A 14822-nucleotide genomic window follows, 5' to 3' on the forward strand; every position below is an offset into this window, starting at 1 on the left:
GGCAAAAATGGATAAATGGATTTATTCTTTTGAAGAAGGACGCGCTGAAGACAAGGCGCTACTAGGTGGTAAGGGTGCCAATTTGGCAGAAATGACCCATTTGGGACTACCTGTACCTGAGGGATTTACGATTACAACTCAAAGTTGTCTGCGTTATTTAGAAACTCCTTCCTTTTTTGAATCTATTTTAAAAGAGGAAATTTTGAAAGCGATTACTAAACTAGAAACCAAAACGAATAAATTTTTCATGGGGAATGAACCCTCACTACTACTGGTTTCTGTCCGTAGCGGAGCTAAAATTTCTATGCCTGGTATGATGGACACGATTCTCAATCTTGGGCTAAATGACTTGCGTGTTCAAACTTTAGCAGATGCGACAAATGCCAATTTCGCTTACAATTGTTATCGGCGTTTATTGCAGATGTTTGCTGATGTCGTTTACAGCATTCCCAAAGAAGAATTCGACCAATGTTTAGAAAAAACCGAAAAACAATTGAATAAGAAGGTCAATGACTTTTCAAAAGAAGAACACCAATCACTTATTCAACAATATAAAGAAGTCTATCAGGAGCACTATCAAAATTTCCCGCAAAGCCCCAAAGAGCAACTCTACGCTGCTATCAAGGCTGTGTTCAAATCATGGAACAATCCACGCGCTAAAGTTTACCGCGAATTGAACCAAATTCCCCACGACTTAGGAACGGCTGTCAACGTGCAGAGTATGGTTTTTGGAAACAGCGATCAGAATAGTGGAACGGGTGTCGTTTTCACAAGAAATCCTGCCACTGGTGAGCATCACTTATTTGGTGAATTTCTGATTAATGCTCAAGGAGAAGATGTCGTAGCTGGTATTCGGACTCCAGAGCCCATTGACGCTCTTAAACGAATCTTACCGCAAGCCTATGAGGATTTCTGCAACTACGCCAAGATTCTTGAAAAACACTACAAAGATATGCAGGATATTGAATTTACCATTGAAAAAGAAAAGCTTTATATTCTGCAAACGCGAAACGGAAAACGGACGGCTAAAGCAAGTTTAAAAATTGCTTTGGATTTAGTAGATGAAAAAATGATTTCAAAGCAAGAAGCTCTCCTACGAGTCAGTCCTTCTACCATTGACCAACTGATTCACCCTGTTTTTGAAGAAAAAGCTTTAACATCAGCTCATCACTTAACTCAGGGACTTCCTGCTAGTCCAGGTGCCGCAACAGGAGAAATTGTCTTTACTGCCGAGCGCGCCAAAGAATTTCATGCACTTGGAAAGAAAGTGATTTTGGTTCGCCAAGAAACTTCTCCCGAAGACATTGAAGGAATGGTAGTTAGTCAAGCAATCGTGACCAGTCACGGTGGCATGACTTCTCATGCAGCTGTTGTAGCTCGTGGCATGGGCACTTGTTGTGTCGCAGGATGCGGAGAATTATCTATCAATGAAGACGGAAAAACACTTGTATGCGGTAAGGTAACCTTAAAAGAGGGAGACATCCTTTCTGTAGACGGCACTTCCGGCAAACTCTACATTGGAAGCATTCCAACCACTATGATTGATAATAATGACGAATTACAGATGTTCCTTTCTTGGGCAGATGAAATTGCACAGCTAACCGTTCGAGCGAATGCTGAAACCATTCAAGATTTGAAAACAGCTGTTCAATTTGGTGCCAAGGGAATTGGTCTGGCTCGTACAGAGCACATGTTCTTTGGTGAGGAACGGATTTTAGAAATGCGCAGATTGATTTTATCAACGAATGAAATCGAAACTAAGTCTGCTTTAATGACACTTTTAGCTTTCCAAGAAGAAGATTTCTATCAGATGTATCAAACCATTCAAGATAAACCGATGATTGTCCGTTTACTAGATCCGCCTATGCACGAATTTTTGCCAAAAACACAACAGGAAATTGAGCAATTAGCCGGGAAATTGCAAGTACCTCTTGATACACTAACGCGGAAAATCACTTCTCTACAAGAAACGAATCCAATGCTGGGACATCGTGGTTGCCGCTTGGGAATTACACAGCCTGAAATTTATAAAATGCAGGTAGAAGCCGTTTTTAATAGCGCTATAAGACTAGCAAAAGAAGGCATGGTCATTAAACCAGAAATCATGATTCCTTTAATCGCAGAAAAGGCGGAGTTGGTTTCAATCAAAACATCTCTTTGTCAGCATATTGATAACATTTTCAAAAAACATCACATGCAGCCATTCCCTTATGAAATCGGTACAATGATTGAACTGCCACGCGCTTGTTTCATCGCAGATCAATTAGCCGAGGAAGCAGACTTCTTTAGTTTTGGTACCAATGACTTGACACAAATGACCTATGGTTTTTCTCGTGATGATATTGGAAAATTTATCCAGCATTACAAAGAGGAAGAAATCATGTCATTCGATCCATTCCAAACCATTGACCGAGCTGGAGTGGGCGAGCTCATGAAAATAGCTATTTCTAAAGCTCGTCAAGTGAAGCCAGAACTTCCAATCGGCATTTGCGGTGAAGTCGGAGGAGATCCAGCTTCTATTCCTTTCTTCCAAGAGATTGGCATTACTTATGTTTCTTGCTCACCTTATCGCGTTCCTGCTGCACGATTAGCTGTTGCGCAAGCACATCTTTCCTAGTTCCTTCCTTATAAGTGAATCAGCTCTTTCTATCTGCTAACAGGACAGACAAGGATGGAGCTGATTTTTTGTAAAAGGTAATTTTTTTCAATCAATTTTCAATCGCTTTACATTAAATTTTCAACATTTTGAATTTTTTTAAGACAATTTTAAATAAAGAGGGTATAATGGAGATGAGAAAGGAGATTAGCAACTCACAATGGAAAATTATTCTCGAAAAAACAAAACTTCAAATACAAAAGAAGAAAAAACGCCTACTCGTCATCATATCAAAAAAGGACTTTCTGCTTTTCAGAAGACCCTTGCTACGATTGGGAGTATTCTTGGGATTATCACTGCAACAATTACAATCTTGACTTTCATGAACAATAATAAATCTGATACCAAGACAAAAAGTAGCCAGACGACACAAACAACTATTATCAAAGAAATTCAGAAAGAAACAACAACAGACGGGGCTAAGTCTAGCGACACAACAGCTGCAAGTCAAGGCGAGACAGAAACGAGTAGCGCTAGTTCTGACACCACGCAGTCTAGTAATACATCAAGCGATACTAGCTCTAGTCAGACAAGCAGCACAACGACTGACAACGACACAAATACAACTACTTCAAGCTCTAGCAATTAAAAAAGCGGAAGCGAGACAACCAATCAGACCAAGGTCTAGGAGTTGCTCAACTTCCGTTATTTTTTATATTTAATTTTATACTCTCAATGAAAATCAAAAAGTCTGAATAAGATTCACTGCGTGAATCCTGTCCTACAACTCTAACTGGCTTCCAGAAGGTTTTTGATGGAAACCTCAGTTTCTTTATCCGCAGACTTTAACAGTCCGGTGGCTAACAAGGCTCGAAACAATTTTCACGGAACATTATTTCCGATACATTTTCACTTGAAGATACAAGTCATTATAAATTCCTAGCCACTTAGCACCGAGTTGTTGATAAACTTCTAAGTGCTTCAGAGTTTCCTCATCTGGGTAAAAGGCTTTGTCTTCTTGGATTTCTTTTGGCAGCATCGCCTTAGCAGGCATGTTAGGCGTTGAGTAGCCAACATACAAAGCATTTTTATAGGCATTTTCAGGTCTTAACATAAAGTTAATAAATTGATAAGCAGCTTTTTTATTTTTGACGGTTTTTGGAATAACGATATTGTCAAACCAAATATTGCTGGCTTCTGTTGGGACAACATAGCGAAGCTTGTCATTCTTTTCCAACATTTGCCGTGCTTCACCTGAAAAACTAACGCCAATCGCCGCATTGTTTTGAATCATATAGCCTTTCATTTCGTCTGCTACAATTGCTTTGATATTCGGTGTCAACGTATAAAGCTTATCAACTGCTTCTTGTAATTGCTTAGTATTTTTGGAATTTAGGCTATAACCTAAAGCATTTAACCCAACACCCATTACCTCGCGCGCTCCATCAATCATCATGATAGAGTTTTTATATTCAGGTCGCCACAAATCACTCCAATGCTTAGGAACTGTTTTGACTAATTCTGTGTTGTAGACAATCCCAAGCGTTCCCCAAAAGTAAGGAATAGAGTATTGATTTTTAGGATCAAATGATTGATTTAAAAACCGTTTTCCGATATTTTCCAACCCTTTAATTTTTGAATGATCCAACTTTTCTAGTAAGTATTCCGACATCATTTTAGAAATCATATATTCACTGGGAATGGCAATATCGTAGGTTGTCCCGCCTTGCTTAATCTTGGTGTACATGGATTCGTTAGAATCAAAGGTTTCATATTGGACTTGGATACCGGTTTCTTTGGTGAACTTCGTCAGTAACTCTGGATCAATATAGTCTCCCCAATTGTAGATAACCAGTTTGTCACCAGAGCCGCTTTTTGTCCGACTTTCAATGTGATAACTCATTCCCCAGAGAACAAGGATAATGGCAACAATGCCCATTAAAAATGAATAGAGCTTTTTCATACCGCATCCTCCTTCTCACGAGAAATAAAGTAATAGCCAATCACTAAAAGAATACTAAACAGAAATACCAAAGCAGAAAGAGCATTGATTTCTAGCGAAATTCCTTGCCGAGCCCGCGAGTAAATTTCAACAGACAAGGTTGAGAAGCCATTTCCTGTCACAAAGAAAGTCACTGCAAAATCATCCAAGGAATAGGTAAAAGCCATAAAATACCCTGCAATAATGGCTGGTGTCAAATAGGGCAACATGATTTCTTTTAACATCTGAACTTGGCTTGCCCCTAAATCATAGGCTGCCTTAATCATGTCATCATTCATCTCTTTTAGCCGTGGCAATATCATCAAGACGACGATAGGAATTGAAAAGGCAATATGACTCGCCAAAACGGATAGAAAACCTAATTGAAATTTGATAGTTGTAAAAAGAATTAAGAAACTTGCCCCAATCATGACATCTGGCGCCACCATGAGGATATTATTAACCGATAAAAAGGCATCTTGGTATTTCTTTTTAGCTTGATAAATATAAATGGCACCAAACGTTCCGATTGCTGTTGCAATCAAAGAAGATAGAAATGCTAAGAAAAAGGTCTGCGCTAAAATGAGCATCAAGCGAGTATCACTGAACATATTTTGAAAATGCGTCAGACTAAAGCCTGTGAACTTGTTCATATCGTCACCAGCATTAAAGGCATAGCCAATCAAATAAAAAATCGGCAAATAAAGAATTAAGAAGATGACTGTTAAATAAATACTAGCAGTTTTTTTCATCGTTCTCTCCTTTCTTTTGTTGCCCACATGATGATAAGCATGGCTACAATCAAGACAACACCAATGGTTGAGCCCATTCCCCAATTTTGTGTAGTCAAAAAATGCTGCTCAATAGCTGTACCTAGCGTAATAACGCGATTGCCACCAATCAAACGCGTCAACATAAAAAGACTGAGGCTAGGAATAAAGACAGACTGAACTCCACTTCTCACTCCATTCATGGATAAAGGAAAAACGACACGACAAAAGGTTTCCCAACGGTTGGCACCAAGATCATAGCTAGCATTGATCAGATTTTGATCCATATCCTCTAAAACATTAAAAATCGGCAATATCATAAAGGGCAGCTCAATATAACTGGCTACAAAAATAAAAGAAAAGTCTGTGAACAAAATTTGCTGAGGACCAATCCCGATAAAACTTAAAAACTGATTGACTGAACCATTTTGTCCAAAAATCCCGATAAAAGCGTAAGCTTTGAGAAGTAGATTGACCCATGTCGGCAAGATGATGAGCATCAACCAAAGCTGTCTGTGCTTTAGTTGCGTCAATAAAAATGCAGTTGGGTAACTGATTACTAAAGTGACAACTGTGATAATCCCCGCATATAAAACAGAGTTCAAACTCATTTTGAGATAAGTCAGATTTTGCGAAGTGAAGTAAGTCTTGTAGTTTTCAAGGGTGAAATGACCTTCGATATTGAAAAACGACTGCCAAACAATCATGGCAACAGGTGCCAATACAAATAATAAAATCCAAAGAATATAAGGAGCAACAAAAAGATTAGAGGTTGTTTTCTTCATCGCGCTCCTCCTCAATGGCATTGATTAAGCCAGCCTCTTGCTCTTCCATTTCCACATATTCTTCAATCCGAGCATCGAACTCTTCCTCTGTTTCATTAAGCCGCATGATATGAATGTCTTCTGGTTCAAAGTCCAGCCCAATCTCTTCTCCGACAATGGCCTTGCGAGTCGAATGAATCATCCACTCATTGCCCAATTCATCATAAGCGATAATCTCATAATGCACGCCACGGAAAAGCTGCGTATCAACCTTAACTTGCAGTTTTCCTTCTTCCGGAAGTGTAATCCGCAAATCTTCTGGACGAATGACGACTTCCACCTGCTCATTAGGACGCATTCCTCCGTCAACGGCTTCAAATCGTTTGCCATTAAATTCAACCAGATAGTCTTCAATCATCTTTCCTGGAAGAATATTGGATTCGCCGATAAAGGTCGCTACAAAGTGATTGATAGGTTCATCATATATATCAACAGGTGTCCCTGACTGCACAATCTCCCCGTCATTCATCACAAAAATCCAGTCGCTCATGGCCAGTGCTTCTTCTTGGTCATGGGTGACAAAGACAAAGGTAATTCCCAAACGCTGCTGTAATTCCCGCAATTCATACTGCATGTCTTTCCGCAACTTCAAATCTAGTGCAGACAAAGGCTCATCCAGCAAAACAACCCGCGGTTCATTGACAATAGCACGCGCAATAGCCACTCGTTGGCGTTGTCCACCGGACAATTTGCGAATAGAGCGTTTCTCAAAACCATCCAAACGCACCATTTTCAGGACTTCTGCAACCCGTCGCTCTATTTCTTGTTTTTCAACTTTACGCAAACGCAACGGAAATGCCACATTTTCAAAAACAGTCATGTGCGGAAAAAGGGCATAGGACTGAAACACCGTATGCACATCACGTTTGTTGGTCGGAATATCGTTGATTCGGACGCCGTCAAGAAAAACATCACCGCTGGACGCATCCAACAAGCCAGCGATGATATTTAGAATGGTTGATTTTCCTGATCCAGAAGCACCTAAAAGAGTATAAAACTTCCCTTCTTCTAATTCAAAATTGATGTCTTTTAAGACGACTGTATTATTATCCTCAAAAACTTTTGATACGTTTTTAAATTCAATGATTGGTTTGTTCAATTGCCATAAATTCCTTCTTTTTCATAGATTGACAAATTAAAGTCTTGTCCTGACTGATTTTCTTGGAGAATGTCATCGAAAAATACCAAGATATTATCACTTCTCGCCAATAATTCGGACTTCTCTTTCCAAAGTCACACCTGAATGAGCTTTGACAGTCTCAATCACATGTGCAATCAAATTTTCATAATCAGCTGCTGTTCCATTATCAACATTGACCATAAAACCTGCATGCTTTGTCGAAACTTCTACCCCACCAATGCGGTGCCCTTTTAAATTTGCTTCACTAATCAATTGCCCTGCGAAATGCCCCACCGGACGTTTAAAAACAGAGCCACAAGAAGGATACTCTAAAGGCTGCTTCAATTGACGAAGGTGGGTCAAACGTTCCATTTCTTGACGAATCACACGGTGCATTCCTGGTGCTAAGGAAAACTTGGCAGAGATTACCACATCGCCTGTCTGTTGAACGTAAGAACGGCGATAGCCAAATTTCATGTCTTGAGCACTAATATTTTTTATTTCTCCATCTCGTGTCAGCACCTTACAAGAAAGTAAAATATGCGAAATTTCACCACCATAAGCACCAGCATTCATAAAGACAGCTCCGCCAATACTCCCTGGAATCCCGCAAGCAAATTCAAAACCTGTCAGGCTATGATGAAGTGCAATATGAGTCGTTTCAATGAGATTAGCACCTGCCTCTGCTTCAATGGTGTAGCCATCTACTGCCACTCCGTTTAATTTGTCAAACATAATCACAAAACCACGAATACCACCGTCGCGAACGATGATATTGCTAGCATTCCCTAGTACCATCCAAGGAATCTGCTCCCGATTAGCAAATTTTACCACTCGTGCCAATTCATAACGATTTCGCGGAAAAACCAAATAATCCGCAGCTCCACCTACTTTGGTATAAGTGTATTGTTTCAAAGGTTCATCAAAACGGATATCAATTCCGTTTAATTCTGATTTTAACATTTCTAAAGTTGACATTTTCTCTCTCTCTTAAACAAAACTCAATCTATTATACCAAATTTAGCAAATATTTACGATAAATTGAAGAAAAATATTCTTTCAAAAAAGCCCCAAATAATGACAGAACCCTTTCTTATAGCTTTCCAGACTATTTAAAAAGTGGATTGAAATCGCGATGCTTGTAAAATCACAATTTGAACTCCACTTTCCTTTTAAATTTTTGTTTTTTCTTTACTCAAACTCCATGTCTTTTCAATATAAGGAGGAAGCTTTATTAGGGTTTCTCGATTGCCTTCAAGTGCAATAAGATAAACTTTCTCGTCTTTTTTGAAAATCCAACTAATCAAGTATTGACCTGATTTCATTATAACATTGACTTGATAGGCTTCGTTACCTGCAACCGCTCCTTTTGAGCCCCAAACCCTATTTACATTTTTATTGTTTTGCCAATTATAATAAATACGATTGGCAATTGTCTGAGCTGTAAACTCTTCTCTTTCTTGAATCTTAGCTTTTTCTTTCGTATAGGCATTCATGGTCACAATATTATAGGCAGAACCATCTGTATATTGAATACTATCGCCACCATTTACATCAGTAAACTTCACCCACTTTTTAGGAATATCAATATAACCGTAATCATCCGAACCAACACGTTGCATTTCTTCCATCTTCACATCTTTTTTCGTAGCATTTGATGAACTTGAGCTACTGCTTTCTTTTGCAGAGACTCTACTTGACGAAGATGACTGTTGTGATGATTTTGGTTTATTCCCTCCGCCTGAACTACATGCCTCTAGTGTAAAGATAAGGAGTACTGCTAAAAATAAAATCAGCCAGCTCTTTTTCTTCTTCATAACCAATTCCTCCTATCTTTTTATTTTAGCATATTTATTTAGAGTTCACAATTATTTCACGACACAAGAAAAGAGAGCATTCCACTCTCTTTATAACTTTTGTACATATCACTCGTCATCCATGCTGAGGACGCTGAGGAACGCTTCTTGTGGCACTTCAACAGATCCGATGGCCTTCATCCGCTTCTTACCAGCCTTTTGTTTTTCCAAGAGCTTACGTTTACGGGAAACATCTCCACCATAACATTTGGCAAGTACATTTTTCCGTAGAGCTTTGATGTCTGTCCGTGCCACAATTTTCTGACCAATTGCTGCCTGAATCGGCACTTCAAATTGCTGACGCGGAATAATTTTCTTTAATTTTTCAACAATCAATTTTCCGCGTTCATAGGCAAATTCCTTGTGAACAATGAAGCTAAGAGCATCTACTTTGTCACCATTAAGGAGAATATCCATTTTAACGAGACTCGACTTGCGGTATTCTGAGATTTCATAGTCAAAGCTAGCATAACCACGAGTTGAGGATTTTAGTTTGTCAAAGAAATCAAAGACAATTTCTGCCAACGGAATTTGATAGATGACATTGACCCGATTTTCATCGATATAGTCCATAGTCACAAAGTCACCGCGTTTACGTTGAGCCAATTCCATGACTGCTCCGACAAATTCCTGCGGCACCATAATCTGTGCTTTGACATAAGGCTCTTCAATGGAATCAATCTTGGTCGGTTCTGGAAATTCGCTCGGATTGGAAACATCAAGGGATTCGCCGTCTGTCATATTAACCTTGTAGATAACCGACGGTGCCGTCATAATCAAGTCAATATTAAACTCTCTCTCCAAACGTTCCTGAATCACATCCATGTGGAGCAAACCGAGGAACCCACAACGGAAACCAAAACCTAGTGCCTGAGACGTTTCTGGTTCAAATTGCAGACTGGCATCATTAAGTTGGAGTTTTTCTAGAGCTTCTCGCAGATCATTATATTTATTTGATTCAATTGGATAAAGTCCGGCAAAAACCATCGGATTCATTTGCTTGTAGCCATGAAGTGGTTCATCTGCGGGATTATTCGCCAAGGTCACCGTGTCTCCGACCCGAGTATCCTGCACCGTCTTGATAGAGGCTGCGATATAGCCAACATCCCCTGTTGCAAGAAAATCTCGTCCAACAGCTTTTGGAGTAAAAATACCCACTTCAGTTACATCAAAAGTCTTGCCATTACTCATGAGCTGAATGGTATCACCTGGCTTCACAACTCCGTCCATCACGCGCACTTGCAGAATAACTCCACGATAAGCATCATAAACCGAGTCAAAAATAAGGGCTTTGAGTGGAGCGGTCACATCTCCTGTCGGCGCAGGAACTTTCTCCACGATTTGCTCTAGAATCTCTTCAATCCCGATACCAGCTTTAGCCGAAGCCAACACAGCTTCGCTTGCGTCCAAACCAATGACATCTTCAATCTCAGTCCGTACTCGCTCTGGATCAGCAGCAGGCAAGTCAATTTTATTGATAACCGGCAAAATTTCTAAATCATTATCCAAGGCGAGGTAGACATTGGCTAAAGTTTGTGCTTCAATGCCTTGTGCTGCATCAACCACCAAAACAGCCCCTTCACAGGCTGCCAATGATCGGGATACTTCATAAGTAAAGTCCACATGCCCTGGTGTATCAATCAAATGAAAAATATAAGTTTCACCGTTCTTAGCTCTATAATTAAGTTCAATCGCATTGAGCTTAATAGTAATGCCCCGCTCCCTTTCCAAATCCATACTATCTAAAAGTTGAGCTTGCATTTCCCGGCTGGATACAGTATCCGTCGCTTCCAAAATTCGATCTGCCAAAGTTGACTTACCGTGGTCAATGTGAGCAATGATGGAGAAATTCCGAATCCGCTCCTGCCGCTTTTTTAATTCATCTACATTCATTTTTCTCTTCCTTTTCGGGTATTCTATTTATTATAACATAAGAAAGGTGACTTTTACCAGTCCTGAAAAGGCATGCCATATTCCGTTTCATTTGTGCTATAATAAAAGTAAATACATTTACAGAAATGAGGGGGCTATGATTAAATTAATTGCATTAGATATGGATGGTACGCTTTTAAATAGTCAAAAAGAAATTCCCCAAACACATATTCAGGCTATTCATCAAGCTATCGAAAACGGAGTGAAGCTCGTTCTTTGTACAGGTCGTCCCTTGGTCGGAGTGAAACCTTACTATGAACAATTAGGATTGAGTGGCGAAAATGAATATGTCATTATTAACAACGGTTGCTCCACTTATCAAACGAAAGATTGGAATCTTGTTGCTTGGAAAGAGCTAAGTGCGGAGGATATGCTTTATCTGGATAGAATCACCAAGCAGACTCCTGCCCAACTAACTCTTTTTGACGAAGAACGCTATTTAGTAGTTGACGAAAAACCAAGCGACCTAGTCACCTATGACGCTAGCCTTGTCTTTACAACCCCAACAGAAATCAGTCTCGAAGAAGCTATCAGCGGCAAGAATATCATGTTCCAAGCTATGTTTCTAGCACAGCCTGATGAATTAGATACCTTTGAAAAGCAATTTGCAAGCCAGATTTGCCAGCATCTCAGCGGTGTTCGTTCCCAACCAGTCATTTACGAAGCTATGCCCAAAGGCACTACTAAAGCGACTGCTCTTAAGGAATTAGCTCAACGATTAGATATCAAGCCTCAAGAAATTATGGCAATTGGTGACGCCAATAATGACATCGAAATGCTAGAGTTTGCAGGTCTTGGTGTGGCTATGGGAAATTCCAGTGATTATGTAAAAAAACTCGCTGATTACGTTACAGATAGCAATGATGAGAACGGTGTCGCTACAGCTATTGAAAAACTCATTTTAAATAACTAATAGGATGAATCATGAGCTTCTTTTCAAGTTCATGATTTTTATTGAGAATATTGTCATTCTTTCACTATTTGTAAATAGCCTTCCCTCCCAAAATATGATACACTAGTTACATCTATGCAAAAAGGAGAACTTATGAAATACCCTAATCTTTTAAACCGTTTTCTGACTTATGTTAAAGTCAATACACGCTCAGACGAGACCTCCACTACTACTCCCAGCACCCAGAGTCAAGTGGACTTTGCAACTAATATCCTTATCCCTGAGATGAAGCGGGTCGGCTTGGAAAATGTCTACTACTTACCTAACGGCTACGCCATCGGTACTCTTCCTGCAAATGACCCAAGTTTCACGCGCAAAATCGGTCTTATTTCTCACATGGACACCGCAGATTTCAACGCAGAAGGTGTCAATCCACAAATTATTGAAAATTATGATGGCGAAGCGATTCCGCTTGGGCAGTCTGGTTTTAATCTTGACCCTGCTGATTTTGCTAGTTTGAAAAAATACAAAGGACAAACCTTGATTACAACTGATGGAACAACCCTTCTCGGCTCTGATGATAAATCAGGTATTGCTGAAATCATGACAGCGATTGAGTATCTAACAGCTCACCCAGAAATCAAACACGGCGAAATTCGAGTTGGTTTTGGGCCGGATGAAGAAATTGGTGTCGGAGCTGACAAGTTTGATACGATAGATTTCGATGTAGATTTCGCTTATACGGTTGACGGTGGACCTCTCGGAGAACTTCAATTTGAAACTTTCTCTGCAGCTAGTGCAGAAATCACTTTCCAAGGACGCAATGTCCACCCAGGCACTGCCAAAGGACAAATGATTAACGCTCTGCAATTAGCCATTGACTTTCATAATCAATTGCCAGAAGGTGCTCGCCCAGAGCTGACAGACGGCTACGAGGGCTTCTACCACCTTATGAATGTAGAAGGAACTGTCGAAGAAGCAAAAGCAAGTTATATCATTCGTGACTTCGATACAGCAACTTTTGAGCAACGCAAAGAACTCATGCGCTCTATTGTCGATAAGATGAATGCAACGCTTGGAGGCGAACGTGTTCAGTTAGAGCTTAAAGATCAATACTACAATATGCGTCAAGTCATTGAAAAAGACATGACACCTATCAATCTTGCAAAGGCTGTTATGGAAAAATTGGACATCAAACCGATTATCGAACCTATTCGTGGCGGAACAGACGGCTCAAAGATTTCCTTTATGGGCATTCCGACACCAAATATCTTTGCCGGCGGTGAAAATATGCATGGACGCTTTGAATATGTCAGTCTGCAAACAATGGAACGCGCCGTTGATACTATTATTGGTATTGTTTCTTACAAAGACTAACATTCCACAACTCTATCAAAAAACTGCAACTCTCATCAAAGCTGAGTTGCAGTTTTAATTTATCTTCTGCGAATGTATTGCACCATTCTAAAAGTTAAAAATACTAGTAAAATAATAGCTACAAGCCAGATTGTTTTCAACAAATAAAATTGTATCAAATAAGTGGAAACAATCGCTCCTGTCACAAAACTTCCTAATAAAGCAACGAAGAAAATGCCTTCTGCTAAGTAAGTTTTTTCTTTTGTCCGCACATAAGTACCAAAAGCAACCATTGTTTTTTTGATATTGCCCGTCATAAAGGAATTATTGTAGACAATGCCGCCCACTTCACCAAAAGCTGTTGCCACCAACCCCATACAAAAACCAATCGGCGGAACAATGAAAAGATTGGACACGGTTGCTGGTAGAAATCCTGTAAGTCCACAAACCAAAATCAGTGGAAGAATGCTGGATAAGCGCCATAAAGAATTTTCAAAGTTATTTTTGAAAATAGTTAGCACAAAAATGCCTAGCATAAAAGCCAGCATCGTTGCCAACTTCACTTCTATTTCTCCTGTCTCATGATGAATCAATTCAACTGACAAGAACACAACGTTTCCTGTTTGACCCGCAACCAATGTCCCGCCTCTTTCAATAAATGTATAAGCATCAATAAATCCCGCACAAAAAGTCAGCAGACCGGCAAAAAATTTCGAGCGTGAATGAAATTCTCTTTTTCTTTTTACATTATTTATCATCATCACCTAAAAAGTCTAGCACTCCCTCACTAGACTTCCTTTCTATTGCTCTCTTGCTTCCTGCAAGATTTTTTCAATTTTCGTTGTAATCAAATCAATCGCTACTGTATTAGAAGCTCCTTCTGGAATAATCACATCCGCATAGCGCTTCGTAGGCTCGATAAACTGATGATACATAGGTTTTACCACACCTAGATATTGCTCAATGACACTGTCTAAACTACGTCCACGCTCATCCATATCTCGCTTAATCCGACGAATGATTCGAACATCATCATCTGTATCCACAAAAATCTTAATGTCCATTAAATCACGTAAGCGTTTGTCCTCTAAAACCAGAATCCCTTCTACAATGAAGACATCTTGAGGATCTTGACGATACGTTCTATCACTGCGTGTATGAGCTGTATAGTCATACGTCGGAATATCTACTGGACGTCCTGCCAACAATTCCTTGATTTGCTCAATCATCAAATCTGTATCAAAAGCAAAAGGATGGTCATAATTGGTCTTGATTCGCTCTTCAAACGTCAAATGTGACTGATCCTTATAATAAGAATCATGCTCAATCATAGAAATCTTTTCATTTGGAAAATTTGACAGAATGGCTCTTGAAACACTCGTCTTACCGCCGCCAGAACCACCAGTAACGCCAATAATAATCGGTCTATTTTGCATTATTCACTCCATTTTTTATCATCTTATCTATTTTACACCAAATCATGATATAATGAAAG

13 protein-coding genes are annotated in these 14822 nt (G+C 39.6%); 4 read left to right on the top strand and 9 right to left on the bottom strand.

Annotation, left to right across the window (positions count from 1 at the left end):
* The first annotated feature begins 7 nt into the window (after positions 1–7).
* Both ppdK and ANG_RS07150 read left to right on the top strand, forming a co-directional pair.
* On the top strand, positions 8–2617 hold the full coding sequence (gene ppdK / locus ANG_RS07145) for a pyruvate, phosphate dikinase (RefSeq protein WP_025271861.1): 2610 nt from the start codon (positions 8–10) through the stop codon (positions 2615–2617).
* Between the two features lie 199 nt (positions 2618–2816).
* Complete coding sequence (locus tag ANG_RS07150) at positions 2817–3245, top strand: DUF6556 family protein (RefSeq protein ID WP_003034958.1); 429 nt, start codon at positions 2817–2819, stop codon at positions 3243–3245.
* Between the two features lie 243 nt (positions 3246–3488).
* Here the strand turns inward: ANG_RS07150 and ANG_RS07155 are convergent, their stop codons facing one another.
* From ANG_RS07155 to lepA, 7 genes are all read right to left on the bottom strand, one after another.
* A complete protein-coding gene (locus ANG_RS07155; protein ID WP_003034905.1) occupies positions 3489–4559 on the bottom strand; it encodes an ABC transporter substrate-binding protein in 1071 nt (356 codons plus the stop codon).
* A complete protein-coding gene (locus ANG_RS07160; RefSeq protein ID WP_003034885.1) occupies positions 4556–5329 on the bottom strand; it encodes an ABC transporter permease in 774 nt (257 codons plus the stop codon). Before ANG_RS07160 ends, ANG_RS07155 begins: the two co-directional genes overlap by 4 nt.
* Positions 5326–6132 carry an ABC transporter permease gene (locus tag ANG_RS07165; RefSeq protein ID WP_003034879.1) on the bottom strand — a complete coding sequence of 269 codons (807 nt, stop codon included), beginning with the start codon at positions 6130–6132 and terminating at the stop codon, positions 5326–5328. Before ANG_RS07165 ends, ANG_RS07160 begins: the two co-directional genes overlap by 4 nt.
* Entirely contained in the window at positions 6113–7270 is a 1158-nt protein-coding gene (locus ANG_RS07170) for an ABC transporter ATP-binding protein (RefSeq protein WP_003035037.1), read from the bottom strand. The genes ANG_RS07165 and ANG_RS07170 overlap by 20 nt, the downstream gene beginning before the upstream one ends.
* 96 nt (positions 7271–7366) lie before the next feature.
* On the bottom strand, positions 7367–8269 hold the full coding sequence (murB, locus tag ANG_RS07175; RefSeq protein ID WP_003035047.1) for a UDP-N-acetylmuramate dehydrogenase: 903 nt from the start codon (positions 8267–8269) through the stop codon (positions 7367–7369).
* A gap of 194 nt (positions 8270–8463) precedes the next feature.
* Positions 8464–9108, bottom strand: coding sequence for a hypothetical protein (locus ANG_RS07180; protein WP_003035027.1), 645 nt, complete (start codon positions 9106–9108; stop codon positions 8464–8466).
* A 108-nt stretch (positions 9109–9216) separates the two neighbouring features.
* Positions 9217–11040, bottom strand: coding sequence for a translation elongation factor 4 (gene lepA / locus ANG_RS07185; protein WP_003035034.1), 1824 nt, complete (start codon positions 11038–11040; stop codon positions 9217–9219).
* A 136-nt stretch (positions 11041–11176) separates the two neighbouring features.
* Here lepA and ANG_RS07190 point away from each other — a divergent pair, with 136 nt between their 5' ends.
* Both ANG_RS07190 and pepT read left to right on the top strand, forming a co-directional pair.
* A complete protein-coding gene (locus ANG_RS07190) occupies positions 11177–11992 on the top strand; it encodes a Cof-type HAD-IIB family hydrolase (RefSeq protein WP_025271862.1) in 816 nt (271 codons plus the stop codon).
* A 132-nt stretch (positions 11993–12124) separates the two neighbouring features.
* Entirely contained in the window at positions 12125–13348 is a 1224-nt protein-coding gene (gene pepT / locus ANG_RS07195) for a peptidase T (protein ID WP_003035052.1), read from the top strand.
* 59 nt (positions 13349–13407) lie between these two features.
* Here the strand turns inward: pepT and ANG_RS07200 are convergent, their stop codons facing one another.
* Positions 13408–14088 (bottom strand): YoaK family protein, encoded by a 681-nt coding sequence (locus tag ANG_RS07200; protein WP_025271863.1) that lies wholly within the window; start codon positions 14086–14088, stop codon positions 13408–13410.
* 39 nt (positions 14089–14127) lie between these two features.
* Entirely contained in the window at positions 14128–14763 is a 636-nt protein-coding gene (gene udk / locus ANG_RS07205; RefSeq protein WP_003035036.1) for a uridine kinase, read from the bottom strand.
* Positions 14764–14822 lie beyond the last annotated feature (59 nt).

This window comes from Streptococcus anginosus subsp. whileyi MAS624 (genome assembly GCF_000478925.1).
In the GTDB taxonomy this organism is placed as follows: domain Bacteria; phylum Bacillota; class Bacilli; order Lactobacillales; family Streptococcaceae; genus Streptococcus; species Streptococcus whileyi.

Excerpts from the sequence above, each read along its gene's own strand:
- ppdK (WP_025271861.1), top strand. The coding sequence starts at position 8 with ATGGATAAATGGATTTATTCTTTTGAAGAAGGACGCGCTGAAGACAAG.
- ANG_RS07150 (WP_003034958.1), top strand. The coding sequence starts at position 2,817 with ATGGAAAATTATTCTCGAAAAAACAAAACTTCAAATACAAAAGAAGAA.
- ANG_RS07155 (WP_003034905.1), bottom strand. The coding sequence starts at position 4,559 with ATGAAAAAGCTCTATTCATTTTTAATGGGCATTGTTGCCATTATCCTT.
- ANG_RS07160 (WP_003034885.1), bottom strand. The coding sequence starts at position 5,329 with ATGAAAAAAACTGCTAGTATTTATTTAACAGTCATCTTCTTAATTCTT.
- ANG_RS07165 (WP_003034879.1), bottom strand. The coding sequence starts at position 6,132 with ATGAAGAAAACAACCTCTAATCTTTTTGTTGCTCCTTATATTCTTTGG.
- murB (WP_003035047.1), bottom strand. The coding sequence starts at position 8,269 with ATGTCAACTTTAGAAATGTTAAAATCAGAATTAAACGGAATTGATATC.
- ANG_RS07180 (WP_003035027.1), bottom strand. The coding sequence starts at position 9,108 with ATGAAGAAGAAAAAGAGCTGGCTGATTTTATTTTTAGCAGTACTCCTT.
- lepA (WP_003035034.1), bottom strand. The coding sequence starts at position 11,040 with ATGAATGTAGATGAATTAAAAAAGCGGCAGGAGCGGATTCGGAATTTC.
- ANG_RS07190 (WP_025271862.1), top strand. The coding sequence starts at position 11,177 with ATGATTAAATTAATTGCATTAGATATGGATGGTACGCTTTTAAATAGT.
- pepT (WP_003035052.1), top strand. The coding sequence starts at position 12,125 with ATGAAATACCCTAATCTTTTAAACCGTTTTCTGACTTATGTTAAAGTC.
- ANG_RS07200 (WP_025271863.1), bottom strand. The coding sequence starts at position 14,088 with ATGATGATAAATAATGTAAAAAGAAAAAGAGAATTTCATTCACGCTCG.
- udk (WP_003035036.1), bottom strand. The coding sequence starts at position 14,763 with ATGCAAAATAGACCGATTATTATTGGCGTTACTGGTGGTTCTGGCGGC.